This window comes from Flexivirga lutea, from assembly GCF_054778955.1.
This window is the reverse complement of sequence record NZ_BAAGZB010000004.1, coordinates 92,960-115,421: the sequence shown is the minus strand read 5'-3', so window position 1 is coordinate 115,421 and position 22,462 is coordinate 92,960. Positions and strand designations below refer to the sequence as shown.

Genomic DNA, 22,462 nt, shown 5'->3' with positions numbered 1-22,462 from the left:
AGGAGGAGCTCGCTGGTCGAGTGCCGGAGGAGCGCAGCGGGGGAGGTGTATCGAGACCGAGAGCCTTCGCCGCATGCAGCGCAAATCCACCCACGCCACAGAACAGGTCGAGCACGTTGTCCGGTGCGAGCTGCGAGATCCACTGCTGCGCTTGCTGATAGAGCTGCGCGGCGACCACGGTGTTGGTCTGGAAGAAGCTGCGCGGCCGCAGATGCAGGGTGATGTCGTCCAGGCGCATCGGCAGCGACGTTGCCTCGGTCAGCACGATCTCCTCGGTCCCTTCGAGCGCGGCCTTGTGTTCGGGCAACAGGTTGACGGAGACGACCCGGCTGCCGGGGACGGCGGCGAGGAGGTCGGGCAGTGCGCGTTCGAGACGACGGAGCTGACCGGGGGAGCGCAGCACGAAGCGGATCATCGACTCGCCGTCCGGCGAGTGAGTCACGATCAGGTGCTTCAACTCCCCGCTGCGTCGTGGCACGTCGTACGGCGTGAGGCCGAGTTCGGTGACGAATGCGGTGAGCTGGTGGATCGTGCGGTGCAGTCCTGGCTCGTGCAGGCCGCAGTCCCGCAGGTCGGCACCGCGTAGGTCACCGTCCAGAATTCCGAAGGTCGGCCGGTGCCGGGTGCCGCCGACGACCAGCTTGGCCTTGTTGCGGAAATGCGATTCCGGACCGGTCGCGGCAGGGTCCCAGGCGTCTCGGTGGATGTGGCCGTCCAGCGTTTCCGCCACGGAACGCTGCAGATCGCGCAGTTGATCCGTGTAGGGCACGCCCATCAGGGTGCACGAGCGACATGCTCCGGCCTCGAAGTAGTCGCATCGCATGCGCCGATTGTCTCTCACCTCGGCAGACGGGCTGCCGGGGGCGGGAGCATCGGTTCCGGTGGGACTCAGACCCGTTTCTCGAAGAGCCGCGCGCTGAACCACGAGTCCTCGAAGTCGCGATGGCCGGTCTCCACGAATCCGCGGCGCAGATAGTAGTCGCGCAACGCCGGGTTGGTCGCCACGCAGTAGAGGCGCAGGTATGACGCCCCGGCAGCGTGGGCCCGTGCGGCGGCGTGGTCGAGCAACCGGCCGCCGGCGCCAGGCACGGCGATGCGTCGGTCGACCATCAGGCCGTGGATGTAATGCGCCTCTCCTGGTGGTGCGTCCGGCCACAGTTCGTCGGCCTCCAGCGACTCCAGGCTGGCGTGGATCCGGTCGACGTCGTCGACCAGGACCAGCCAGCTGCCCGCGGCCAGCTGACCGCGCAGCCGGTCCATCGTGAAGTGACCGGGTGGCCATTGCCGGATGCCGCGCGACGCCAGCCAGGTTTCCGATTCACGCCGGATGCCGAGCAGTGCCTCCGCATCCTCCAGTGTGGCGCGACGGGCCGAAAGCGCGGGCATGGCATGGCAACTCACGCTCTCAGTGTCTCCTGGCGGCATACCTCGACGAGCAGCGCCACCCGGGCGCGTCCGCCGTGGCGGTTCCCCGCCCAGCCACGGCGTCAGGTCATGCCGTGTCGCAACGTGCGGCGGGTCGTGACCATGGCGGCGCCATACGCCGTCGCCGCGACGACGAGGCAGACGAGGGCCACCGGCAGTGGCGGTCCCTGTGGCCACGGTTCGCCGACGAGTCCGATGCTGATCAACGTCATCGGGACCAGGGCGATGCCCAGCCCCACGACGACCGCACCGCCGACGATGACAGCGACCTCGGCGCGCACCATTCGCCGGATCTGCACAGGTGCCATGCCGATCGCGCGCAACGTAGCCCATTCCTTGCGCCGGCGTGCGGTCGTCGCGACGAGTCGGTTGGCGACTCCCAGCAACACGTAGCCGAGCAACATCAGGGTGATGAGCAGGCTCACTCCGGCCGTCGGGTCGGCGGCGCCGACCAGCGAGGGAGGCAGTGCTCTGGCCGCCACGTCGACGCCGGCCATGCCGCGCACGGCCGCCCGTACGTGCCGCACGAGATCGGTCGCCCCGGGCTGCGCGACGATCAGCACGCTGTCGGACGCGGGAGAGCCGTGTGCTGTCAGTAGGTCCGTCGACAGCACCACCTTGCCGAAGCCGAAGCTGCGAGCGTATGTCGCCACGAGCTGGGGAGGCACCACCGACCCGTCCGCGAGAATGACGGTGAAACGGTCGCCGATCCCGATCCCCCTGGTCGACGCGGTGAAGGAGTCGAGCGCGGCTGTGTCGCCCGACAGCCGGTCCAGGTCGCCGTGAGTCACCGCGGACGGAGTGCGAGCTTCAGATCCTCGAAAGCGTCCAGACAAGTGCGGAATCCGCGCTTGCCGAGCTGCGTGCGGTCGTGCGCAGCATCCTGCCGGCCGTGTTGGAGAACGAAGGATTGGACGGCGCGTTGTCCGCCCTGGTCGCTCAGTCACCGGTGCCGGCCACGCTGCGGGTGCGAGCCGGTCGTGCACCGGTGTCGGTCGAGACGACCGTCTACTTCGCGGTCGCGGAGGCGTTGACGAACGTCGCCCGGCACAGCGGCGCGTCCCATGCCATGGTCGTGCTCACGCACACCGGAGACCGGCTACATGCCCGGGTGGAGGACGACGGACACGGTGGGGCGGTGGTGCGGGACGGCTCCGGTCTGGCCGGCATCGCGCGGCGCGCAGAGGCACACGATGGGACGCTGAGGGTGTGGAGCCCGGCGGGCGGGCCGACTGTCGTGGAGGTGGAGTTGCCGTGCGGGTCGTGATCGCCGAGGACGATGCGCTCCTGCGGGAAGGCTTGGTCCTGCTCGTGCAGGGGGAGGGGATCGACGTGGCAGCCGCAGTCGGTGGCCCGGAGGAGCTCCTGCTGGCGGTGGACGAGCACCGGCCGGACGTTGCTGTTGTCGATGTCCGGATGCCGCCGACCCACACCGACGAGGGCATCCGTGCGGCCGTCGCCGCACGTCGTACTCATCCGGGCCTCGCCGTTCTCGTGTTGTCGGCGTATGTCGAGCAGAGTTTCGCGACCGAGTTGCTCGCCGACGGAGCGGGAGGGGTCGGTTACCTGCTCAAGGAGCGCGTGGGGCGGGTGGCGGCGTTCCTCGACGCACTGCAGCGCGTCGCCCACGGTGGCACCGCAATAGACTCGGAGGTGGTGGCACAACTCTTCTCCAGGCAGCGGGCGAACGACCGCATCGCGTTGCTCAGCCCCCGCGAACGCGAGGTGTTGTCGGTGATGACCGAGGGCCTCGGCAACGCGGCGATCGCCACACGGCTCTTCATCACCGACAACGCGGTGCACAAGCACATCCGCAACGTCTTCGCCAAGCTCGCACTCGAGCCCGGTGATGACCCCGACCGGCGGGTCGCCGCAGTGCTGCGCTTCCTGGAGGCCGACCGATGAGCAGCACCCGGATGTTCGTCGCGATCCGTCCGTCCGAGCGCGTCCGCGACCAGCTGTCGGAGTTCCTCGCGCCGCGCGACGGTATGACGTGGATCGACCCCGCGCAGTGGCATCTCACCCTCGCCTTCCTGGCAGCCGTGCCGGATCACCGTGAGGACGAGCTCGTCGACGCGCTGCGCCGGACCACGTTGCGGCACAGCGCATGCGAGCTTCGGTTGAGTGGGGCCGGAGCGTTCCCCGACCCGCTGCAAGCACGCGTCCTGTGGCTACGTCCGAGCGTCGATCTGACGCCGTTGGCGACCGGTGTGCGGCACGCGGCCAACTCGGCCGGGGCGACGCCGGACGGGCAGCGCTTCGTCGGCCACCTGAGCGTCGCGAGACCGCGCCGCCCCATGGATGCGCGGCGTTGGCTGCAGGTCCTGGACACGTTCACCAGTGACACATGGCGGGTGGACGAAGTGGAGCTGGTCGCGTCATACCTGGGCGAGGGACCGCACCGCCGGCCCCGTCACGAGACCGTCGCACAGTTGCCGCTCGGTCCGGCATCGAGCGCAGGACGATCATGAGGGTGCAGGTCGCCGTCTTCGACCGGAAGACGCCGTCGGGCGCGCGATGCAAAATCGTTTGCCGCCGGTCTCCGCGGCGGTGTTCGCTCAGCGTATGCCGATCGAACTACGCACGCCCGGTGCCGCCGATCTCCCTGCGGTCAACGGCGCCCTGCGGGACTGGCAGCGCGATGACCTGCCCCTGCAGTTCCACCCGGGTGACCTGGGCTGGTTCCAGCGCTTCGGCGCGGAGCGCACGGCACGCGCCACGCGGACGTGGCTGCGTGACGGTCGCATCATCGCCGTCGGTATGGCGGACGAACCGGACCTGATCCGGCTGACAATGGCACCGGACCTCGCCCAGGACGCAGAACTCGCGGGCCGGCTCGCCGCCGACCTGGGAGACCCGGCGCGCGGTGTGCTGGGCGAGGGCGAGGTCTTTGTCGAGGTCCCGAACGACGTACTGGTGCGAGATGTATTGCACGGCAACGGATGGCAGCTGGACGAGGAGTGGACACCGCTGCGACACCCCCTGACCGATCTGCCGGAGCCCTCGCTGCGGATCGAGGTGATTGATGCGGACCACGCGGCGGACAGTGCGGCGGTGCAGCGCGGTGCGTTCCCGACATCGACATTCACCGAGCAGCGTTGGCAGTCCATGGCCCAGAGCGCGGCCTTCGCCGACGCGCGCAGCCTTGTCGGGTATGACGACGAGGGTCGTCCGGTGGCGTCCACGACTGTGTGGGGTGCCGGAGCCGGGAGGCCGGGATTGATCGAGCCGCTGGGCGTGCACCGGGACCACCGCGGCAAGGGGTACGGTCGCGCCATCTGTCACGCCGCCGGCATCGCGTTGCGTGAACTCGGAGCGTCATCGATGCTGGTCTGCACGCCGAGCTCCAACGTCGGTGCCGTTGCGGCATACGTCTCGGCAGGGTTCGAGAAGCTGCCGCTGCGGCGTGATCTCGGCCGGAAGTCGTGAGCAACAACGAGTCTGGATCTGCCGGTGCGACAAGCGTTTTCGGACAACGCGACTTCGACATACGGTTCGAATGGGGTCCGACGGGTGCGCGGGCGGTGCGTGCCGATGTCGCGGTGATCGTCGACGTACTCAGCTTCTCCACGTCGGTGACCATCGCCGTCGGCCGTGGAATGACGGTCTTTCCCTACCCGTGGAAGGATGACCGGGCGGCGGACTTCGCAGCCGCGCACGATGCGGTGCTCGCCGTCGGTAGGCTCGAGGCGACGAAGTCCGAACGCCCGTCAGCGCCGTCCCTGTCTCCGGCCGGATTGCTTGCCGGAGAGGCTGTTCCGCGCCTCGTGTTGCCTTCGCCGAACGGCTCCACCATCGCAGCGGCGTTGCGAGGCATGGACTCGCTCGTGGTGGCCGGGTGCTTCCGCAACGCGGATGCCGTCGCACAGTGGCTGGCGGACGGACTCCAGGGCGGTCGCTCCGTCGCGGTGATCGCTGCGGGGGAGCGGTGGGAGTATGACGACTCGCTACGCCCGGCGTTGGAGGATCAGCTCGGCGCCGGAGCGATCCTTGCCTGTCTTCGGGCTCGCGGGTATGCCGCACGGATGAGTCCTGAGTCGCTCGCTGCTGCAGCGCTTTTCGACCGCCTGAAGGGCAATCTCGGGGCGGTTCTGCATGAGGCGGTGAGCGGTCGTGAGCTTGCTACCAAGGGTTTCGCGTCCGATGTCGCCGTCGCGGCCGAACGCGACGTCTCATCGGTGGTTCCGATTCTCGTGGACGGTGCGTTCGGCCCTGCGGGCTGACGGTCAGACGCCGCTCTTCGCGCGCTCGATGATCGTGGTCAGCGCCGGCGCACCGTCCTCGGGCGTGCCGTCGGTGCCCGGGTCGACGCCGCCCCCTGCGATCTTGTCCAACACCGTCATCCCGGCCGGCGTCACGTGGCCGAAGACGGTGTAGTCGGGGGAGAGGCGCGAGTCGTCATACACCAGGAAGAACTGGCTGCCGTTCGTGTCCGGCCCGCCGTTGGCCATGGCCAGAGTGCCGCGTGTGTAGTTCTTCCGGCTGCCGTCGGGGAAGCCGGGCCAGTTCTGCAGGGCGTTGGCAGAACCCAGCTCGTCCTTGAACCAGTAGCCCGGGTCGCCCCAGCCCGTGCCGAGCGGGTCACCACACTGCAGCACCGAAAGTGCATACGGCGCAGTGTGATAGGCGGTCAGCCGGTGGCACGTGGTGCCGTCGTAGTACTTCTGGTGTGCCAGGTGGACCATGCTGCGAACGGCACACGGAGCGGCGGCTCGGTCGAGCACCACGGGGATGTCGCCCTGATTGGTCTTCAGGGTCAGCCCGGCGTTGCCGTGCGTCGCCTTCGCCGGATCCGGTGGGAGACCGACGAAGGTCGAGTACGTCTGGTCGGCCATCGGCGTGAACGCGCAGGCGCCCTTGGTCGGGACGGTCGGTGGCTCCGGGTTGCTGGCCGTTGCTGTGGGCATGACGGCCGCGGTGAGGCCGACTGCTCCGAGGGCTGCGAAGGTCTTCCACAGGTGCATGTTTGGCTCCTTGACGGTGTGACGGGTGCGCTCAGTCTGCTCGGTTCGAGAACCGTATGGCGGGTTGCGGCGCAGTCGACTTCGCACAGATCCGCGGTCACATGTCCCATGGAGCAGGGTCGGGTGCGACCAGGCGCTCTCGTCGAATGGTGTTGTCCTTGTGCACGATCAGGAACAGCTCACGTGTGTCGTCGCGCTCCGCAGCGATCACCCCGTTGACGACATGGTCGAAGGTGAAGTGCTCGAACTCGGGTCTGTCATCCAACCGGGCGTGTGCGCCGGGTCGCAGGAAGTGGTCGATGAGGTACTGCAGCGACTCCTCGGCCATCCGGGACTTCTCCGTGCCGTCCCACGCGAGGCAACACCCCGCCGGACATGGCCCCCAATCGAGATGTGGGTATGGCGTGCCGTCCCGCGGGACCAGCGACTTCAGGGCATCGTCCTCGTCGTGTGACCGTCGTCGCTGCAAGCGATCGAGTTCCAATGCACGTGGATTTTTGGCCACCTCGTAAGGCTCGCTGTAGAAGCGTCGGTCGATCGCGACGAACGCACGAAGCCAGTCCGCCTCTGCATCGTTGAGCGACGGGTGGATGTCGAGGCGTCCCGAGTACTTCGTGCTGAATCCCATGGCACGACAGCGAAGCAGCTTCGCCACGAGCATGCGGCAGGTTGTCCACAGCCGAACCAGCTGTGGACAACGTGGTCTGTCGTGACGGCTACGTGATTGCGGGTCGACGGGAGTTCAACCGGCTGTGTGCGTGGCTCTACAGCAATCACTTCCGCGGAACGTTCGATGGGGACGTATATGTCGTGACACAGCACGGCTGGGCTGGATCGATGGACCACCGCGCCGGATACGAGCCCTGCCTGCGGGGCACGTCTTCCGACGCGCGCCCTGGGGCGTGATCGACCCTGACAAGCCGGGCCGGGTAACGCCCGCGTGTCCGAGCAACGCCGACGTGTTGCTGGATATTCAGCATTCGGTACGGTTTCCTGTAGAGAGGTGCTCATCCATGAAGACCATGAGTTACACGGAGTCGCGCTCGAAGTATGCCGAAGTGCTCGACTCGGTCGTTGACGACCGTGAAGAGGTCGTCATAACGCGTGCCCGTTACGAGCCGGCAGTCATCGTGTCGCTGGATGACTACGAGTCGCTCAAGGAGACGCGGCGTACCTGTTGCGCAGCCCAGCTAACGCGCGGCGCCTGCTCGCGTCGAAAGAGGGCATCGGCAGCCGGAGCCACTGAAGCATGGCTTTCAGGGCTACTGGTCCGATGAACACCGGTTGATCTACAAGTTGGCTGCGGATGAGGTCCGCGTTGCAGCCTGTCGCTACCACTAAGAATGACGAACCGTAACCTCGCCCTCATACGTCGACCGGCACTGACGGAGCCACAGTAGAGAGACGGCCATGAGACTTCTGCTCACCTCCGGGGGAGTCACCAACGACAGCATCCGCGACGCACTGGTCGACATGCTCGGCAAGCCGATCGCCGAGTGCACTGCGCTGTGCATCCCTACGGCCATGTACGGACATCCAGCGGTCGGACCCGGGGTCAGGGCACGGGAGTTCATCAGTGGTCGCTCGACGAATCCGATGGTGGATCTGGGGTGGAAGTCCGTCGGTGTCCTCGAGCTCACGAGCTTGCCGAGTCTTGATGAAGCTCAATGGGTCCCGCTGGTTCGCGAGACCGACGCCCTGCTGGCCGCCGGCGGCGACGTGCTCTATCTGTGCCATTGGATGCAGCAGTCGGGCCTGGTGGACCTGCTCCCGTCATTGACCGACACCGTCTGGGTCGGCCTGAGCGCCGGCAGCATGGTCATGACACCCGAGGTCGGGGACGATTTCATCCAGTGGCGGCCGCCGAACGGCGACGACCGGACCCTTGGCCTCGTCGACTTCTCCATCTGTCCCCACCTCGCGCCGGACGGCATGCCGGGCAACTCGCTGGCCGAGGCCGAAGCGTGGGCTGCGACCATCTCTGCCCCGGCATACGCCATCGATGACCAGACCGCGATTGCAGTGGTCGATGGTGAGCTTCGCGTCGTCTCCGAGGGCTACTGGAAGCAAGTGCGTTTCCCATGAGCACAGGTGCGGCACGGGCCAAGAAGTTCATCCTCTTCGACCACGACGGCGTCCTGGTCGACACCGAGCCGTGGTACTTCGAGGCCGGGCGACGCGCTCTCGCAGAGATCGGACTCCCACTGGATCGCGAGCAGTATCTCCGGGACATCGCCGACGGTATGACGACCTGGGCACAAGCCAGAGCGGCCGGCGTCGACGAGCGCGTCATCGCCGGACTGCGTGAGAAGCGTGACAGGTACTACCGGGATTATCTGCGGACCGAATCCATCGAGATTGCAGGCGTTCCCGAGGTTCTGGCCGCATTGTCGAGCCATGTCCGTATGGCGATCGTGACGACTGCGAAGCGTGCCGATTTCGATCTCATCCACCAGAAGCGCCAACTCACACGATTCATGGACTTCGTGCTCGTCCGCGAGGACTACGATCGCGCCAAGCCGCACCCAGAGCCCTACCTGAACGCGTTGGAGCGATTCGATGCCGCCAGGGGAGAGGCGCTGGTGGTCGAGGACTCGGCGAGAGGGCTGCGCTCCGCCGTCGCCGCCGGGATCGACTGTGCCGTTGTACACAACGATTTCACCGCGGCACAGGACTTTTCGCTGGCGACGCACCGCATCGAGAGCCTGGCCGAACTCCAGCGCATCGTCTCGGCTCGGTAACGCGCTGCGCGTTAGTCGCCGGTGAGAGGTCAACGGATGTCGCGAACGTCCTCTCTCGCGACATCCGTTGACCTCTCGAGGTAGCCGCCTCCGAATCGTCAGCCATCCGTCCGAGAGACCGACGTCGACGAGGCCGACATCGCGCACGTCAGGACACGGCCTGGGCTGGGAGCGGCGATCAGGTCCGTAAAGCCCGTCCGGATATGACGGCTGTTTACGATCCGATAATCGACATTATGTCAACTACTAGTCTGCGTATTACAACAGATGAATCACTCCTCAGACCATCCACCGCTGCCCCCGGCGAGGTCGCTGGCAGCTCGCTGATCTGCACAAACAGCCGTGGATAGGCGGCAGCTCGATGCCGACGGTGGGCTGTCTAGTCGATGTCTTGGTCTCTGAAGTCTTGTCGCGACACGCCGCTGACCTGCATTGATGCGCCTTGATCTCATCTGATGCATCATTGAATCACTGGATGTAACCAGATTTGTGGGAGCTGCGATGCAGATAGATGACTCCGGACGAGTCCACCTGGTGCAGTCGATGCCGGTCCTGCGGCCCGACGAGCAGGTGCTCTCGATGATGCTTGATGGTTGGCGTAACCAGCAGCTTTCCCGGAACCTGCAGTTCGCCACGATCGATCCGCGGATCCGACTGGTGCAGCGGTTCGTCGAACACGTCAACGAGGATCCGTGGAACTGGACCCCGGCCATGGTCGAGGAATTCTCGGCCGACCTGCGGACCGTGAAGCACGTCGCTCACTCCACGCTTCGCAACTATCACTCGATCCTGCGCGAGTTCACCAGCTACATCAGCAACCCCGACTACGGCTGGGACCGGGTCTGCGAGCAGTACTTCGGCACACATCCGGCGCAGGTGTTCTTTGAGTGGAACACCGCAGGTCATTCTCAGGAGTACGACGGGAAGCCGACCAAGCGCCCGTACACCCGCGAAGAAGTCAGTGCACTGTTCGATCACGCCGACGACGAGGTCGAACGCATCGGCCGGTCCGGCCGCAAGGGCTGGCAAGCTGCCTACCGCGACTCCGTCATGATGAAAGTCGCGTACGCCTACGGGCTGCGCTTCAACGAGCTGCGTCACCTGCAAACGGTCGATTTCGCCCGCAACCCGCATGCTCGCGAGTTCGGAGCGTTCGGCGTCTGCAAAGTCCGCTACGGCAAGGCTCGACGAGGCTCACCCCACAAACCACGGAGCGTTCTGACAGTCTGGCGTTGGACACCCGGCATCCTCCAAGACTGGCTCGCCAACGGCCGTGGCGAACCGGGGACGCTCGATCTGTTCACCGGCGAACGCGGCGGATTGGTCGTCGAATCCACTCTGCTGCGCCGGCTCCGTCGATACTGCGAAGAACTGGGCTTCTCTGATGGCCTGGACTTGCATTCGTTCCGCCGCGCCTACGCGACGCATCTGCTCGAAGCCGGCTGGGACCCGCGATTCGTGCAGGACCAGATGGGCCACGAGTACGCCTCGACCACGGGTATCTACCAGTTCGTGTCCGACGAGTTCCGACGCTCCACGCTGCGTGCCGCACTTGATCGTACGGTGAGGGAAGCCATAGCACGCACCCCCGAGGACGGAACATCATGAAGCGCAAGGTCGATTACACGTGGCGATTGTCCGAGCTGATGGCGGCGCGCGGATTGCACAACACCACCGACCTCATCCCCCTGCTTGCTGAACGCTACATCACCTTGTCTAGGCCCCAGGTCTACCGCCTGGTGAACCAGCGCCCCGAACGTGTTTCCCTGCAGGTGATCGCCGCGCTGTGCGACATCTTCGAATGCACGCCCGCCGACCTACTCACCACGACAGCGGCCGACGCACGTGCGCGCAAGACCGGCACCGCGTCCGCACCGAACGTCGTCCAACTGGACCGCACTGTCCGACCACGCCGCGCGAACATCCTGGACGAATAGGACGGTGACAGCGATGGATCCGAAACCTGTCGGCTTCTCCCCTCGCCGTACCGTCCGCGGCCGACCACGCACCACGAGTGACCGTCATGACCCCTGCGCACGCTGTGGTCGCAACATCCCACGCCTGGCTGCCACCTGGCCCGAGGGCCGGCTCTGCTTCACCTGCTACTTCGACGCCGTGCACACGCGCGGAACCTGCCCCGAATGCCTGCAAGAACGGCTTCTGCCTGGACCACCCAACACCGACGGTCACTCGATCTGCTCGACCTGCGCCGAAATCCCCTACGACTTCCACTGCGAACGATGCGACGTCGAAGCCGGCCACCACCGCGGCCGACTCTGTGCCCGCTGCGCTCTGCGCGATGACCTGCATGACATCCTCGGCGGCGAACCAACCGACCCAGCCCTGACGGGGCTGGTCGACGCACTGTGTGCCGCCGACCGACCCGAATCCATCATCGTCTGGAAACGGTCGGCGAAAGTCCAAGAGCTACTGCGCGCGCTCGGCGCCGGCACGATCCCTGTTACCCACGAAGGGCTCGACACGGTCCCAGGCAAACCTACCGAGCACCTGCGCGCGATCCTGCAACACCATGGGCTACTCCCCCAGCGCGACCAGTACCTGCCTCGCTTCGAGCAATGGATCGACACCAAGCTGGCAGACCTGCCCGCTGAAGTTGGCCAGCCGGTGCGGTATTTCGCCACTTGGCACCACCTGAGGCGAATTCGCGCGAAGGCGGCAGCAGGCGCCGCAACTCGTGGGCCGGTGCACTCCGCCAAGCAGGAGATCACCGAGACGGCGAAGTTCCTGCTGTGGCTCCACGAAACCTATGAACGGACCGCGGAGACCTGCACGCAACAGGACGTTGACGAGTGGCTTACCAGCGGACCGACCACGCGCAGCGCGATCAGAACCTTCTTCGTCGTCGCGAAACGAATGCAGCTCAATACGACCGTCACCATCCAACACCGGTCACCAAGGACGAGCCCGTCGCTCAGCCAGGACCAGCGTCTCGCCTGGATCCACGAATTGCTCACCGGCACAAGCGAATCGCTCCCCTACCGCACCGCAGGCATGCTGCTGCTGCTCTACGCGCAGCCACTGGTCAAGGTCGTCACCTTCTCCACGAGCATCATCAGCGATGACGCCGAGATGACCATTAGGCTCGGCGGGAAACCCACCGACGTGCCGGAACCATTCGCCGGCATGATCCGAGCGCACCTCGCGGCCCGGCCCAACTTGCGCACAGGTGCAGGACCCGACAGTCCCTGGCTCTTCCCCGGATATGTCCCCGGGCGGCACCTACACCCCAACACCGTGATGGACCGCCTGCGCGACCTCGGGATTAACCTCCTGGGTGCCCGTAACCGAGCCATCGGTGAGCTGGTCCTCGAGTGCCCACCGTCACTTGTTGCTGATGCCCTCGGGTACAGCCACCAAGTCGCCTTCCTCCACGCGAACAAGGCCGCTGAACCATGGGCCCGTTACGCCGGACGACGGATCGGGTCCCCGTGACGCCGCGCCGACGAACAGTCCGACTGAGACAGTGTCATCGCTCTGCGCCGGCGAGCGGTCACCATTGAGGGCCGGGGATCTCAGGGATACTGCCACGTCGTTATGCTCCGCGGGTGATAGAGACCTTGGGCATCCGCGTAGACGACGAACTGGTCGATTTGTGGCGTGCATGGTTCGCGCCAGCTGAGCAGTTGTTCTATGTGCGCGAGCTGCCCGAGGAGACGCGGTCACACTTCGTGGAAATCGACCACACATCGCTGCCGTTGGAGATTCGCGACACTTTCATGGCGTACTCGCCGGGGTGGGCTCTGCTCTCCGAGTCGCAGTTCAGTCAGCTTCCTGCCGCCGTCCGCCGTGCCCTTGCGACGCCGCGACAACGTGGGTATCGCTCGGTGTGGTGGCCCAACAGGTTCGCGGCAGCAGGCGACCGTCCATTGCTGCACTACATCGAAGACGGCGTTCGTCCCAGCCAGCACGCTCTCGTCGAGGACCCCATATGGGAGCGAGCACTCGCTTTGCTGCCGGAGGCACAAAGCCTCGCCGGTACGTTTGCCCGCCGTTCAGGCCCGAACTGTTTCGGGACTGTGATGGCAGCCGCAGGTGTCCACGGCGCGGCGGACGAGTGGATGACGCAAGAGCCGTTCGAGTCTTGGCTGGCGGCGAACGCCACCGCGGTGGCCACTACCCGGCACGATGTCGACCCAGGGATCGTGTACGTGTGGCGACAGCATGATGGGCTTGCAGTGCATGCGTGCGTGACGATTGGTGGAGGCTGGGTACTCAACAAGCCGTCACAGGCCTGGTGCAGCCCGAGATTCATCTGGCCAACCCGCACTGCCATTCACCACGCGCGCCAACCTGGTGCCCGGCTGCATCGCTACGCGCTGCAAGCGTGAGGCCAGAGCCCCTCACCCCGCAACCGGTGCCTGCCTACGAATCGTCTTCACCGACGCGCACGAAGGCGCCGCCTTTCGAGCGGAGATACTCGCGGCCGGCGTTCTTGGCCATCTTCCGCTCGATCTCCGTTTGGAGGTTGACGTTCAGAACCTCCGATAGTCCCAGCAGGTAGATCGCCACATCCGCCAGCTCCTCGCCGACCGTGCCCGTGCCGCGATGCCACGCTTCGAACGCCTCTGCAATCTCCCCTTGCAGCAGACAGAACTCAAGTGGCACGTCGGTGGTGTTGAACCCCTTGGCGACCTTGTTCGCGAAGACAGCTTCCTGCGCCGATGCAATATCCATGCTCCGGTTCTACAGGTTCGCGCACTCAGCTGCCAGGCATGCCATTGCACTCACCCCAAGCCTGTTGGTGGCCCAAGTGCTTCGAGATTCACTGTCACTAGAATTAGCTTTCGCGATCAGGTACCCGTGGGCGGCGCTACCCGTCGAAGAACATGGACTCGCGCCGTCGAAGCGTCCTTAAAACCCAATGAGGCCAAGAAGTCGCGAGTGGTCTCTTCGGCGTCGCCCAGCTCGGCGCACTGGGTCACGCCGACGCCGTCCACGTGAAGTTCCCACCCCAGCCGCCACGGCACAGGGCGAACCCAGTAGCCCCTGCGCCAGGTCTTGCCTCCCTCGCCATGAACGTCGGGGCAGTCGGCAGCGCAGCAACCACACATCGGACCGCGGCCGAGATCGATGTCTGCTTCGTTCCCGCAGGCGCAGTCTGGGCACGTGCATTGGGCCCCATCCTCGACTGACGGCATCCGTCGACGCTAGCCCAGACAGGATCCACGGGGCGAGTCAATATGCCGACGAATACGCACGAACTTGATACGCAGGGTGTCCAGTAGTGGTAATGCAAGGAAGACGGCTCGGGATCCATCCCCTGCCGTTCGCCGCACGCGCAACCCTCGACCCTTGGGGCTTGCCGCTCGGCGCGACGGCATACCCGACCGCGTGACCGACGACTGGAAGCTGGACCGCATCCGTGCGGCGCACGACGGACGGAACCCGACCGTGCTGGCCGCACTGCCACAGAGCTTCGCGGTGATCGGCGACGCCCAATTTCTGCCCGGCTACTGCGTGCTCCTGGTGGACGACCCGTCGATCGATCGACTGACCGATCTCCCCCGGCCACGACGACTGGCGTTCCTGGACTCCATGGACCGACTCGGAGCTGCTGTCGATTTGGCTTGCAGCCGGCTGGACGGCGGTTTCCGCAGGCTGAACTACGAGATCCTGGGCAATACCGACGCCTACCTGCATGCCCACATCTTCGCCCGTTACGACTGGGAGCATCCCGACTACGTCGGCGGTCCGGTATGGCGCTACGACCCGTCGGTGTTCTACGGGCCGGCGACGGCGCTGGGTCCCCAGCACGACCCGTTGCGGCGGCTCATCACTCGAGGCCTCCTGGCGGACGGCGAGGTGGCTGCCGATGACGCGCAATGAGATCTGAATTCACATGTTCTGCAACAAAATCCAGGTCTTCCCTGGTGTCAGCGTCAGCGTCCTCCCCCGGTCGTCCGTGAGCCGGAACGGCTTGTCGACCGCCGCCCGGTGCCACGTTCCGGACAGCTTCTTCCCATTACGGAAGAGCGTCAGTTTTCCGGAGCCGGTCGACTCGGACCGATAGACCGGGTTGCCCGCTGGGTCCCGGTAGCCGTCGGAAACCTCTCGCACGCGCAGCACCAGCACGTTGTCGGCGGTCACCTGGTGACCGCCCGCCCCGACGTCGCGGTACGGCCTGCCGTTCCAGCTCGGCAGATAGTGACTCCCCTGGTATGAGAACGAAAACCGGTCACCGCCGACCTGCACGGTGAACGAGCTGTCGCCGGCCGCGTGCTGCAGCCGTGGGTCGCCCTCGGCGAACCGCAGCCCGATGTCCCGCGAGGCCGACAGGCCGTGCCGCTGCGCCAACGCCGCCACATCGACATACAGGTTGTGCGGTGCCCGACGATGGGAGTCACGCCTGCCGCCGCCCAGGAGTGTGATGGGCGCCTTGTCCAGTTTCGCCCGGATCTGCGAAGCAGCACCGGAGTAGACCAGCGCCGGGTGACCGAACATCGGCAGGATCTCCACGTCCGTGCTGCGGGCACTGCGTACCGGCTCGACCCGGCTCGGGAAACTGGTGGAGTAGACCGGCATCAGCCGGGTCAGGCTGCCCTCGACCTCCTCCACGAACACCAGGTCGGCCGGTGACAGTCCGTACTGCGGCATTGCCGCGCTGGTGTTCTCCACTTTGACCGCGATCACCGGACGGCCGGTACGGGGGCCGCCGGTGAGCGGGTTCCCCGCCGGTCGCCCAGTCGTCGGCCGAGGCGTCGCACTGCGCGTTGTGGGCGACGCCGACGAAGGCGCCCCATTGGACGGCGTCCTCGAGGCCGTGGAGGCTGTGGATCCGCCACCGCAGGCCGCCGTGGTCAGCGACAGGAGTCCGACGGCAGTTGCCAGCAGGGCACCGCGTCGTGTGTGGGCAGTCATCGGGACAACGCTACAGCCCCGGCAATGACCGCCTTGCCGAGCGGACCGATCGGTGCGCGCCATACGGGTCCGGGGCGAGTATGGCGCAGCCGATCGCAACCGACCCGAGCACCACCAGCAGCGCGACGATGAGCACCGGCCGGCCGTGACCGCGTTCCAGCAGCAGAGTGGCCAGGAACGGCGTGAACCCGGACAGCATCGTCGCCACGTTGTACGCCAGCGACAGGCCGGTGCAGCGGGTGCGCCGGCCGAACAACTCGGTGAACCAGGACGGTTCGATCGCGAAGTTGACACCGCTGGCGACTCCCCAGCCCAGCAGCAACGCCGCCCACACCACGAGCAGCGAGTCGCTGCGCAACATGACGAAGAACGGGTAGGCGAAGCAGACACCGAACGCGGCGCCCGCCACATAGACCGGACGACGACCGACCCGGTCGGCCACACAGGCTGCCCCCCAATAACATCCGGCGCCGAGCAGGATGCTCACACTGACTCCGGTCAGCACCGCGTCCTTGCCGAGGTGGCCGGCGTCCGGCACATAGGTGAGCGCGAACACCAGCACCAGGTAGCCCCACATGTTCTCGGCCAACCGCAGCCCGATCGCGAGCACGACCGGCACGCGGTCCACCCGCAAGGTCTCCTGCACCGGTCGCTGCGCAATCTCACCCCGCCGGCGCAACTCCGTGACATCGGCGGCCTCGATCAGCCCGCTGCGGATCCACAGGCCGACTGCGACCACTAGCGCGCTCAGCAGGAACGGCAGTCGCCACCCCCACGACTGCAGCTCACGATCGGGCAGCATGGCCACCGGCACGAACACCGCTGTCGCCAGCACCGCGCCGAGCGCCGTACCCATCTGCGGCAGGCTCCCCCACCGCGCCCGACGGTCGGCGGGCGCGTTCTCCACGGCGACCAGGGCGGCTCCCGCCCACTCGCCGCCGACCCCGAAGCCCTGCACCAGGCGCAGGCAGACCAGCAGAGCCGGCGCCACCCACCCCACCTGCGCCGCCGTCGGCAGCAACCCGATCGCGGTCGACGCGAGGCCCATGGTCCAGAGCGTGATCAGGAGCACCCGGCGTCGTCCCACCAGATCTCCCAGCCGACCGAGCACCAGGCCGCCGAACGGCCGCGCGACGAATCCGACACCCAGCACGGCGAAGGACTGCAGCAGACCCGTCACCCGGGCGCTGGACGGGAAGAACACGTCGCCGAAGACCAGCGCCGAGGCGGTGGCGAACGCGAAGTAGTCGTACCACTCCAGCGTGCTGCCGACCAACGACGCGGCGCGAGCTCGCTGTCGGGTCTGCTGCTCGTCGGATCGTGGTGGAGACAGGCGTGATTCAGGTATGACGGCAGCCACCGCGGAGTCCTTCCTTCGCCGGCATGACCCGGACAGGTTCGACGGTCGGCGACCGGCTGTCGCCCTCTCAGCCCGTGCGTCGTACGGACTCCCGTGGGATGCGCCACACGATAACGGAGCGCATCTGCCGGCGGCACCCGCGTCCGGCGACGCGTCGCCACCACATCGATGTCGTCGGAGCGTGCAGTCACGACCAAGATCGGCAGCGCGGCTGCGTAGAGTCGGGACGACGTCAGGAGGTGGCTCGTGCGCGGTGCGGTCCGCAAAGTGGTGCTGCTCGAAGGGATCAGCGACATCGCAGCACTGACCGCGGTGGCCTCGACACGAGGCGTGGATCTGGGGCACGTCCGACTCGTCGACCTCGGAGGCGTGACCAACGTGCGCCGTGAGCTCATCGCACTCCACCGCACCCGACCGCGAGTCCCGGAGATCCTCGGCCTGTGCGATGCACCCGAGGCCCGCTTCGTCGAACACGCGCTCGACGAGGTCGGACTGCCGGTGCGCGATGCCAGCGACCTGTCGTCATACGGCTTCTTCGTCTGTCACGCCGACCTCGAGGAAGAACTCATCCGCGCGCTCGGCACCGAACGCACCGTAGCGGTGATCGAAGGTCTCGGCCTGGACCGCAAACTCGCCACGCTCCGGCAGCAGCCGGCCTGGCAGGAGCGCCCCCTGGCCGAGCAGCTGCACCGCTTCTGCGGCGTCGCCTCGGGCCGCAAGGCACTCCTGGCCGGCGCCCTGGCCGCAGCGGTCGGTCCTGCGACGACTCCCCCGCCGCTGCAGGCACTCGTCGAACGGATCGCCACGTGACCCACGATCCCCACCGGCTGGGCGCTGCCCTCGCGTTCGCGGACCACGCCGTAGACGACATACCGAAGGCCCCGTGGCAGCCACTGAGCGCCCGCTTGCGCGAGGACGCGATCCGCGACCGCGTCCAGCAGGTGTCGCGCGCGCTGCGCACCGGCGCCGCCCCGGTCGACCTACGCACCGCAGCCTCCACCGAGCACTTCGGCCTCGCCGCCCGACTCGTCGCCGCCCAGCTGTGTGCCCGCGCACTCGGCATCGAGGCCTCGCCGGCCGTCGAGCACGTCTGGTGGCGGCAGCCGCCGGGCGGGCTGGTCCAGCTCTCGCTCGCCAGTACGGGCACGACCGGCACGGCATCGCGGGCGGCGTCCGGCACTGCATCCGACACCGCCGTCGAGGCGCTGACCACCGTGATCCAGCGGCTGTATGCCGTCAGTGCACACGTGCTGTGGGGCAATGTCGGATCCGCGGCCAACAGCACCCTGAGTCTGTTGCGAACGACACGTCCCGACCTGCTGCCCGCCGCCCGGCGTGCGGCGGACGAGTTGCTGTCCGACCCGCGCATCGACGGTGGGCTACTGCGCAGCGGTCCGGACTTCCGGCGGCGCAGCTGTTGCCTCATCTACCGGGCCGGAACTGCAGTGTGCGGCGACTGCGTCCTGCGCCACTGACCGACGACACGCTGCACGATCTGTGTGTCGCCGCCGCGGGTGCGGCATACTCGCCGGCGTGCCGGAATGGACGATCAGAGCCCCCGCACCGGGCGACGTCTGCGCGCTGGCCGCTCTGCACGTGACGGTGTGGCGCCATGCCTACCGTGGCCTCATCGAGCAGCCACTGCTCGATCGGCTGGACGTGGACAACAGCACCACACGCTGGCGCGCGACCGTCTCCGGGGTGGACGCCGGGGCGTCGGAGAATCGGGTCCTGATCGCCGTGGTCGACGGCGAGCCGGTCGGCATCGTCGAGGTCGGCCCGGGCCGGGACGCGGACGCGCCCTACCCGCTGGAGGTGCTCAGCCTCAACGTCGCACCCCGCTGGCACGGTCGCGGCGTCGCCCAGGACCTGATGGCCCGCGCCGTCGGCGACGCGCCCAGCTACCTGTGGGTGTTGCGCGGCAACGACCGGGCAATCGGGTTCTACCGCAAGCTCGGCTTCGAACTCGATGGTGCCGAGCGGTATGACGACTCGTGGCGCTGCTTCGACCAACGCATGCGGCGGCCGGCCGCGCCGGCCTGAGTCGGCTCACTCGCCGGGATCGGGCAGATCGTGCACCTCGCGCACGAAGGCGGCGAACCCCGGCACGGTGAACTCCACGTGGCCGTGGCTGCTGTCGGTGATGATGCCGGCTCCGATCAGCCTGCTGCGCGGCACACCGAGGGCATCGGACGGTTTGCCCATCGCGGTTGCGATCGCGCTGCGGCGGACCGGGCCGTCGCCGAGGCGGGCCATGGTCAGCACGAAATCCAGCTCGACCTGCCGGGTGACCTTCGACAGCCGGGCGGTGAAGAGCTCCCGCAAGTCCTCTTCGACATCGGCAGCCGCCGCCTCGACGTGCTCGCGTCTGATCGTCGCCCCGGCGTCCGGAAATCCCGCATGCCGCCAGGCGTTCTCGCCGATCAGCTGGACGGTGTGCGGGTAGCCCGCGGCATACCGGACGGCGGCGTCGAGCGCGGCGGCGCTCCAGCCCACACCCAACTGTCGCGCCGGGTTGGCCAGCGCCACCGCCGCCGCGTCCGGGCTGAGGTCCTTCAACTGCCGGTAGGCGAACCGCTCGGAGTTGCTCACCGCCGCGTTGATGACACCGACGCTCTCGGGCAGTCCGGCAGCGAAGAGCGCCACCGGCAGGTCACGTCGTTCGGACTGGAAATGCTGCCAGGCGTAGGAGATCGTGCGCAGGCTGGCCGGATCGGCAGCCTGCACCTCGTCGATGAGCAGCACCAGCCCGGCATGCTTGCGCTCCAACGACGCCTGCGCCGTGGCCACCACCAGATCCTCGAACTCGCGCGTCGCACCACGCGCGCGGCGTCGCCCGCCGGCAGCGCTCCACCCCGCCTCGATGCTGGCCACGCCCGGCACGCCACCGGTGACCTTGAGCTCCAGGTGCGACAACGCCTCACTGACCCGCTGCTTCATCTTCGCCGGCCAGCGGCGCACCAGCCGCTCCGCACCGTCGGCGATCGCCGGAACCAGACCGGCCGACTCCCCCGCCGTCACCCAGATCGTGTCGGCGTCCTTGGCCCGCGCACGCTGCTCCACCTGCCGCAGCAGCGACGTCTTGCCCACGCCGCGGGGGCCGTGGTCGACGCGGATGCGGGGCACCATCCGCCCGATCATCGTCATCATGTCGAGGCGTTCCTCGATAGCGGCCAACTGCCTACTGCGCCCGGGAATCTCGCGTGCCACCGCACCCGGCGTGTAGGGACTCGGTTGTGCCATGCAGTGCCTCGGCTCGGGACGGTTGTATACGGATCGGTGCAAACGTCTAGGAGCGTATCGGCTGCGGCCGACAGTCGGTGGCGCACGGGAGCGGGCCCGTGACGCGGGCCCGGCGGACCACCGTGTCCGGGGCGCTCGAGCGGGATCGTTAGCATCGGGAGACGTGAAGATCGGAATCATTCTTGGATCTGTCCGTGACAGCCGCAAAGGCGAGCTGGTCGCCGAATGGGTGCGCAGCCACGCCGCGCAGACCGGGGGCGCCGACTTCGAGGTGCTGGACCTGCGCGAGTTCCACCTGCCGCTGCTGACCTCGGCGACGCTGCCGTCGATGGCCAACCGCACCTACGACTCCCCCCAGGTCACCCGGTGGAGTGCGGCCGTCGATGCATGCGACGGCTTCGTCATGATCACCCCGGAGTACAACCACGGCGTTCCCGGCGCGTTGAAGAACGCCGTCGACAGCCTCGGGCCGGAGTGGACCGGCAAGACGATCGCGTTCGTCTCCTACGGGGCCGACGGCGGGGTACGGGCGGTCGAGCAGTGGCGGCAGATCGTGGCCAACTTCCACATGATCGACGTGCGACACCAGGTGGCGCTGCAGTTGTTCACCGAGTTCGACCAGCACGGGCTGCAGTTGCAGGACCGCCGGGAGGGCGAGATCAAGGCCCTGCTCGACGCGCTGGTCACCCTCACCAACCGGCTGCAGGCGGCCTGAGTTCAGCGTTGCTCGCGCAGCCCGAGAAACGTTGCCAGCGCACGTATCTCGCGGTCCACGGCGGATCGCAGCGAGGCGCTGAACTCCACGTCCTCGTGTATGGCGTGCACGACCAGCCGGCCGCGGGACCGGTCGGCGGTCGTGTCGAGCTTCCCGACCAGCCGGTCGCCGTGCAGGATCGGCAGCGCCCAGTAACCCCACCGCCGTTTCGCCTTGGGTTTGTACATCTCGAGCTGGTAGTCGAACTGGAAGATCTCGGCTGTCCGCTTGCGGTCGAAGACCAGCTGGTCCAGTGGCGAGAGCAACGCGGTGCGACCGCGGAAGGGCCGGTCGAGCTGGGCGGGGTCCACGCACCAGGTGCCGCGCACGCCGTCGATGACGGCCGGCACCCCGGGCGGTTCGACATCCTTGCGCAGGATGCCGGCCAGGTCGTAGACCTTCGGTCGCATGATGCCCAGGGCGCCCAACGCACGCTGTGAGCGCTGCCTGAGGGCGTCGTCCTCCGGCACCACATCGGTCTCGGGGTAGATGCGTTCGGCCAGGTCCCACCACCGTTCGCCCCGCTCGCCGCGTGCGGCGACCGCGACCTCTCCCCTGCTCTCCATGAAATCGATCAGTCGCACGACGTTCTGATTGTTGGTCCAGCCGCTGGAACGCCAGGCCACTTCGCAGGTGTCCTCGAAGGCTGCTGCCGGCAGCGGCGCCTCCTCGGCGAGCCGGTCCAGGATGTCGCGCCGGCACAGGTCGTTGGCCTGCACCCACTCGGCGCTGAACTCCTGCCACTCCACACGCGGCCGCCGCCCCCAGCCGGCCAGCTCCGCACGGTAGAGGCGGATGTCCTCGGCGGGCAGCATCCGCCCCCGCAACTCGACCACCTCGCGCGCCTCGAAGAGGTCCTCGACTCCGCCCAGCGGGTATGCCGAGCCCAGCCGGCTCCAGCAGACCAGCTCCGGACTCGGCGCGACCGCACTGGTGAGATCGACCTGCACCGAACCGAGCGCCCGCACAACGTCGAGCAGACCGGTCCGGCGCGGCGCCGCGAGCAACTGCGCGCGCACCGCGATCCGGCGGGCGTCGGTGCGGGACAGTCGCACGATGGTCACCCGCGCACGGTAATGGAATGCGCGCCCCCGTG

The 22,462-nt window shown here is 67.4% G+C and carries 28 protein-coding genes; 18 read left to right on the top strand and 10 right to left on the bottom strand.

From position 1 onward, the window contains the following. The 3 genes from ACYVBN_RS15315 to ACYVBN_RS15305 all read right to left on the bottom strand — a co-directional run. Window positions 1-823 (bottom strand): class I SAM-dependent methyltransferase (locus ACYVBN_RS15315; protein ID WP_460601277.1); only part of this gene is annotated, 823 nt, incomplete at its 3' end. A 65-nt stretch (window positions 824-888) separates the two neighbouring features. Beyond that, entirely contained in the window at window positions 889-1,401 is a 513-nt protein-coding gene (locus ACYVBN_RS15310) for a GNAT family N-acetyltransferase (protein WP_460601276.1), read from the bottom strand. 86 nt (window positions 1,402-1,487) lie between these two features. Beyond that, window positions 1,488-2,216 (bottom strand): ABC transporter permease family protein, encoded by a 729-nt coding sequence (locus tag ACYVBN_RS15305; protein ID WP_460601275.1) that lies wholly within the window; start codon window positions 2,214-2,216, stop codon window positions 1,488-1,490. 80 nt (window positions 2,217-2,296) lie between these two features. On the opposite strand from ACYVBN_RS15305, the gene ACYVBN_RS15300 reads away from it, so the two are divergent. The 5 genes from ACYVBN_RS15300 to ACYVBN_RS15280 all read left to right on the top strand — a co-directional run bounded on the left by ACYVBN_RS15300 (window position 2,297) and on the right by ACYVBN_RS15280 (window position 5,648). After that, window positions 2,297-2,692 carry a sensor histidine kinase gene (locus ACYVBN_RS15300; protein ID WP_460601274.1) on the top strand — a complete coding sequence of 132 codons (396 nt, stop codon included), beginning with the start codon at window positions 2,297-2,299 and terminating at the stop codon, window positions 2,690-2,692. Further along, a complete protein-coding gene (locus ACYVBN_RS15295) occupies window positions 2,680-3,330 on the top strand; it encodes a response regulator transcription factor (RefSeq protein WP_460601273.1) in 651 nt (216 codons plus the stop codon). Before ACYVBN_RS15300 ends, ACYVBN_RS15295 begins: the two co-directional genes overlap by 13 nt. After that, entirely contained in the window at window positions 3,327-3,896 is a 570-nt protein-coding gene (gene thpR, locus ACYVBN_RS15290) for a 2'-5' RNA ligase family protein (RefSeq protein WP_460601272.1), read from the top strand. Before ACYVBN_RS15295 ends, thpR begins: the two co-directional genes overlap by 4 nt. Window positions 3,897-3,990: 94 nt before the next feature. Next, window positions 3,991-4,854, top strand: a complete 864-nt coding sequence (locus ACYVBN_RS15285; protein WP_460601271.1) for a GNAT family N-acetyltransferase — start codon at window positions 3,991-3,993, stop codon at window positions 4,852-4,854. Beyond that, a complete protein-coding gene (locus tag ACYVBN_RS15280; RefSeq protein WP_460601270.1) occupies window positions 4,851-5,648 on the top strand; it encodes a 2-phosphosulfolactate phosphatase in 798 nt (265 codons plus the stop codon). The genes ACYVBN_RS15285 and ACYVBN_RS15280 overlap by 4 nt, the downstream gene beginning before the upstream one ends. Before the next feature lie 3 nt (window positions 5,649-5,651). Here ACYVBN_RS15280 and ACYVBN_RS15275 read toward each other — a convergent pair whose 3' ends face one another. Both ACYVBN_RS15275 and ACYVBN_RS15270 read right to left on the bottom strand, forming a co-directional pair. Then, entirely contained in the window at window positions 5,652-6,389 is a 738-nt protein-coding gene (locus tag ACYVBN_RS15275; protein WP_460601269.1) for a peptidylprolyl isomerase, read from the bottom strand. A gap of 97 nt (window positions 6,390-6,486) precedes the next feature. Continuing rightward, on the bottom strand, window positions 6,487-7,017 hold the full coding sequence (locus tag ACYVBN_RS15270) for a hypothetical protein (RefSeq protein WP_460601268.1): 531 nt from the start codon (window positions 7,015-7,017) through the stop codon (window positions 6,487-6,489). 385 nt (window positions 7,018-7,402) lie between these two features. Here ACYVBN_RS15270 and ACYVBN_RS15265 point away from each other — a divergent pair, with 385 nt between their 5' ends. The 8 genes from ACYVBN_RS15265 to ACYVBN_RS15230 all read left to right on the top strand — a co-directional run bounded on the left by ACYVBN_RS15265 (window position 7,403) and on the right by ACYVBN_RS15230 (window position 13,479). Beyond that, window positions 7,403-7,666, top strand: a complete 264-nt coding sequence (locus ACYVBN_RS15265) for a type II toxin-antitoxin system Phd/YefM family antitoxin (protein ID WP_460601267.1) — start codon at window positions 7,403-7,405, stop codon at window positions 7,664-7,666. Then, window positions 7,632-7,730: a type II toxin-antitoxin system YoeB family toxin gene (locus ACYVBN_RS15260; RefSeq protein ID WP_460601375.1), complete on the top strand. Its 99-nt coding sequence runs from the start codon at window positions 7,632-7,634 to the stop codon at window positions 7,728-7,730. Before ACYVBN_RS15265 ends, ACYVBN_RS15260 begins: the two co-directional genes overlap by 35 nt. Window positions 7,731-7,799: 69 nt before the next feature. Further along, entirely contained in the window at window positions 7,800-8,474 is a 675-nt protein-coding gene (locus ACYVBN_RS15255) for a Type 1 glutamine amidotransferase-like domain-containing protein (protein WP_460601266.1), read from the top strand. Beyond that, window positions 8,471-9,130, top strand: coding sequence for an HAD family hydrolase (locus ACYVBN_RS15250; protein WP_460601265.1), 660 nt, complete (start codon window positions 8,471-8,473; stop codon window positions 9,128-9,130). Before ACYVBN_RS15255 ends, ACYVBN_RS15250 begins: the two co-directional genes overlap by 4 nt. Before the next feature lie 543 nt (window positions 9,131-9,673). Then, window positions 9,674-10,738 carry a tyrosine-type recombinase/integrase gene (locus ACYVBN_RS15245; RefSeq protein WP_460601374.1) on the top strand — a complete coding sequence of 355 codons (1,065 nt, stop codon included), beginning with the start codon at window positions 9,674-9,676 and terminating at the stop codon, window positions 10,736-10,738. Then, window positions 10,735-11,067: a helix-turn-helix domain-containing protein gene (locus tag ACYVBN_RS15240; protein ID WP_460601264.1), complete on the top strand. Its 333-nt coding sequence runs from the start codon at window positions 10,735-10,737 to the stop codon at window positions 11,065-11,067. Before ACYVBN_RS15245 ends, ACYVBN_RS15240 begins: the two co-directional genes overlap by 4 nt. A gap of 13 nt (window positions 11,068-11,080) precedes the next feature. Next, window positions 11,081-12,583 (top strand): recombinase XerD, encoded by a 1,503-nt coding sequence (locus ACYVBN_RS15235; RefSeq protein WP_460601263.1) that lies wholly within the window; start codon window positions 11,081-11,083, stop codon window positions 12,581-12,583. A 113-nt stretch (window positions 12,584-12,696) separates the two neighbouring features. After that, window positions 12,697-13,479 (top strand): hypothetical protein, encoded by a 783-nt coding sequence (locus ACYVBN_RS15230; protein WP_460601262.1) that lies wholly within the window; start codon window positions 12,697-12,699, stop codon window positions 13,477-13,479. Between the two features lie 34 nt (window positions 13,480-13,513). Here ACYVBN_RS15230 and ACYVBN_RS15225 read toward each other — a convergent pair whose 3' ends face one another. Beyond that, window positions 13,514-13,825 carry a nucleoside triphosphate pyrophosphohydrolase family protein gene (locus tag ACYVBN_RS15225; protein ID WP_460601261.1) on the bottom strand — a complete coding sequence of 104 codons (312 nt, stop codon included), beginning with the start codon at window positions 13,823-13,825 and terminating at the stop codon, window positions 13,514-13,516. Between the two features lie 618 nt (window positions 13,826-14,443). On the opposite strand from ACYVBN_RS15225, the gene ACYVBN_RS15220 reads away from it, so the two are divergent. Next, window positions 14,444-14,977: a diadenosine tetraphosphate hydrolase gene (locus ACYVBN_RS15220; protein WP_460601260.1), complete on the top strand. Its 534-nt coding sequence runs from the start codon at window positions 14,444-14,446 to the stop codon at window positions 14,975-14,977. A 9-nt stretch (window positions 14,978-14,986) separates the two neighbouring features. Here ACYVBN_RS15220 and ACYVBN_RS15215 read toward each other — a convergent pair whose 3' ends face one another. Then, window positions 14,987-16,009 (bottom strand): DUF3048 domain-containing protein, encoded by a 1,023-nt coding sequence (locus tag ACYVBN_RS15215; protein WP_460601259.1) that lies wholly within the window; start codon window positions 16,007-16,009, stop codon window positions 14,987-14,989. 10 nt (window positions 16,010-16,019) lie between these two features. Next, the gene (locus ACYVBN_RS15210) at window positions 16,020-17,369 is read right to left on the bottom strand and encodes an MFS transporter (protein ID WP_460601258.1); all 1,350 of its coding nucleotides are present in this window, start codon (window positions 17,367-17,369) and stop codon (window positions 16,020-16,022) included. 246 nt (window positions 17,370-17,615) lie between these two features. On the opposite strand from ACYVBN_RS15210, the gene ACYVBN_RS15205 reads away from it, so the two are divergent. Genes ACYVBN_RS15205 through ACYVBN_RS15195 form a run of 3 tightly spaced genes read left to right on the top strand, consistent with a single transcriptional unit; the run spans window position 17,616 to window position 19,412 of the window. Then, window positions 17,616-18,179: a hypothetical protein gene (locus ACYVBN_RS15205; protein WP_460601257.1), complete on the top strand. Its 564-nt coding sequence runs from the start codon at window positions 17,616-17,618 to the stop codon at window positions 18,177-18,179. Beyond that, window positions 18,176-18,844, top strand: coding sequence for a (2Fe-2S)-binding protein (locus ACYVBN_RS15200; RefSeq protein WP_460601256.1), 669 nt, complete (start codon window positions 18,176-18,178; stop codon window positions 18,842-18,844). The genes ACYVBN_RS15205 and ACYVBN_RS15200 overlap by 4 nt, the downstream gene beginning before the upstream one ends. Before the next feature lie 58 nt (window positions 18,845-18,902). Continuing rightward, the gene (locus ACYVBN_RS15195) at window positions 18,903-19,412 is read left to right on the top strand and encodes a GNAT family N-acetyltransferase (protein WP_460601255.1); all 510 of its coding nucleotides are present in this window, start codon (window positions 18,903-18,905) and stop codon (window positions 19,410-19,412) included. 6 nt (window positions 19,413-19,418) lie between these two features. Here the strand turns inward: ACYVBN_RS15195 and ACYVBN_RS15190 are convergent, their stop codons facing one another. Further along, entirely contained in the window at window positions 19,419-20,612 is a 1,194-nt protein-coding gene (locus ACYVBN_RS15190) for an ATP-binding protein (protein WP_460601254.1), read from the bottom strand. 163 nt (window positions 20,613-20,775) lie between these two features. Between ACYVBN_RS15190 and ACYVBN_RS15185 the strand changes: the two genes are divergently transcribed. Next, window positions 20,776-21,327 (top strand): NADPH-dependent FMN reductase, encoded by a 552-nt coding sequence (locus ACYVBN_RS15185; protein WP_460601253.1) that lies wholly within the window; start codon window positions 20,776-20,778, stop codon window positions 21,325-21,327. A gap of 2 nt (window positions 21,328-21,329) precedes the next feature. Here ACYVBN_RS15185 and ACYVBN_RS15180 read toward each other — a convergent pair whose 3' ends face one another. Next, on the bottom strand, window positions 21,330-22,430 hold the full coding sequence (locus tag ACYVBN_RS15180) for a DNA glycosylase AlkZ-like family protein (protein ID WP_460601252.1): 1,101 nt from the start codon (window positions 22,428-22,430) through the stop codon (window positions 21,330-21,332). Window positions 22,431-22,462 lie beyond the last annotated feature (32 nt).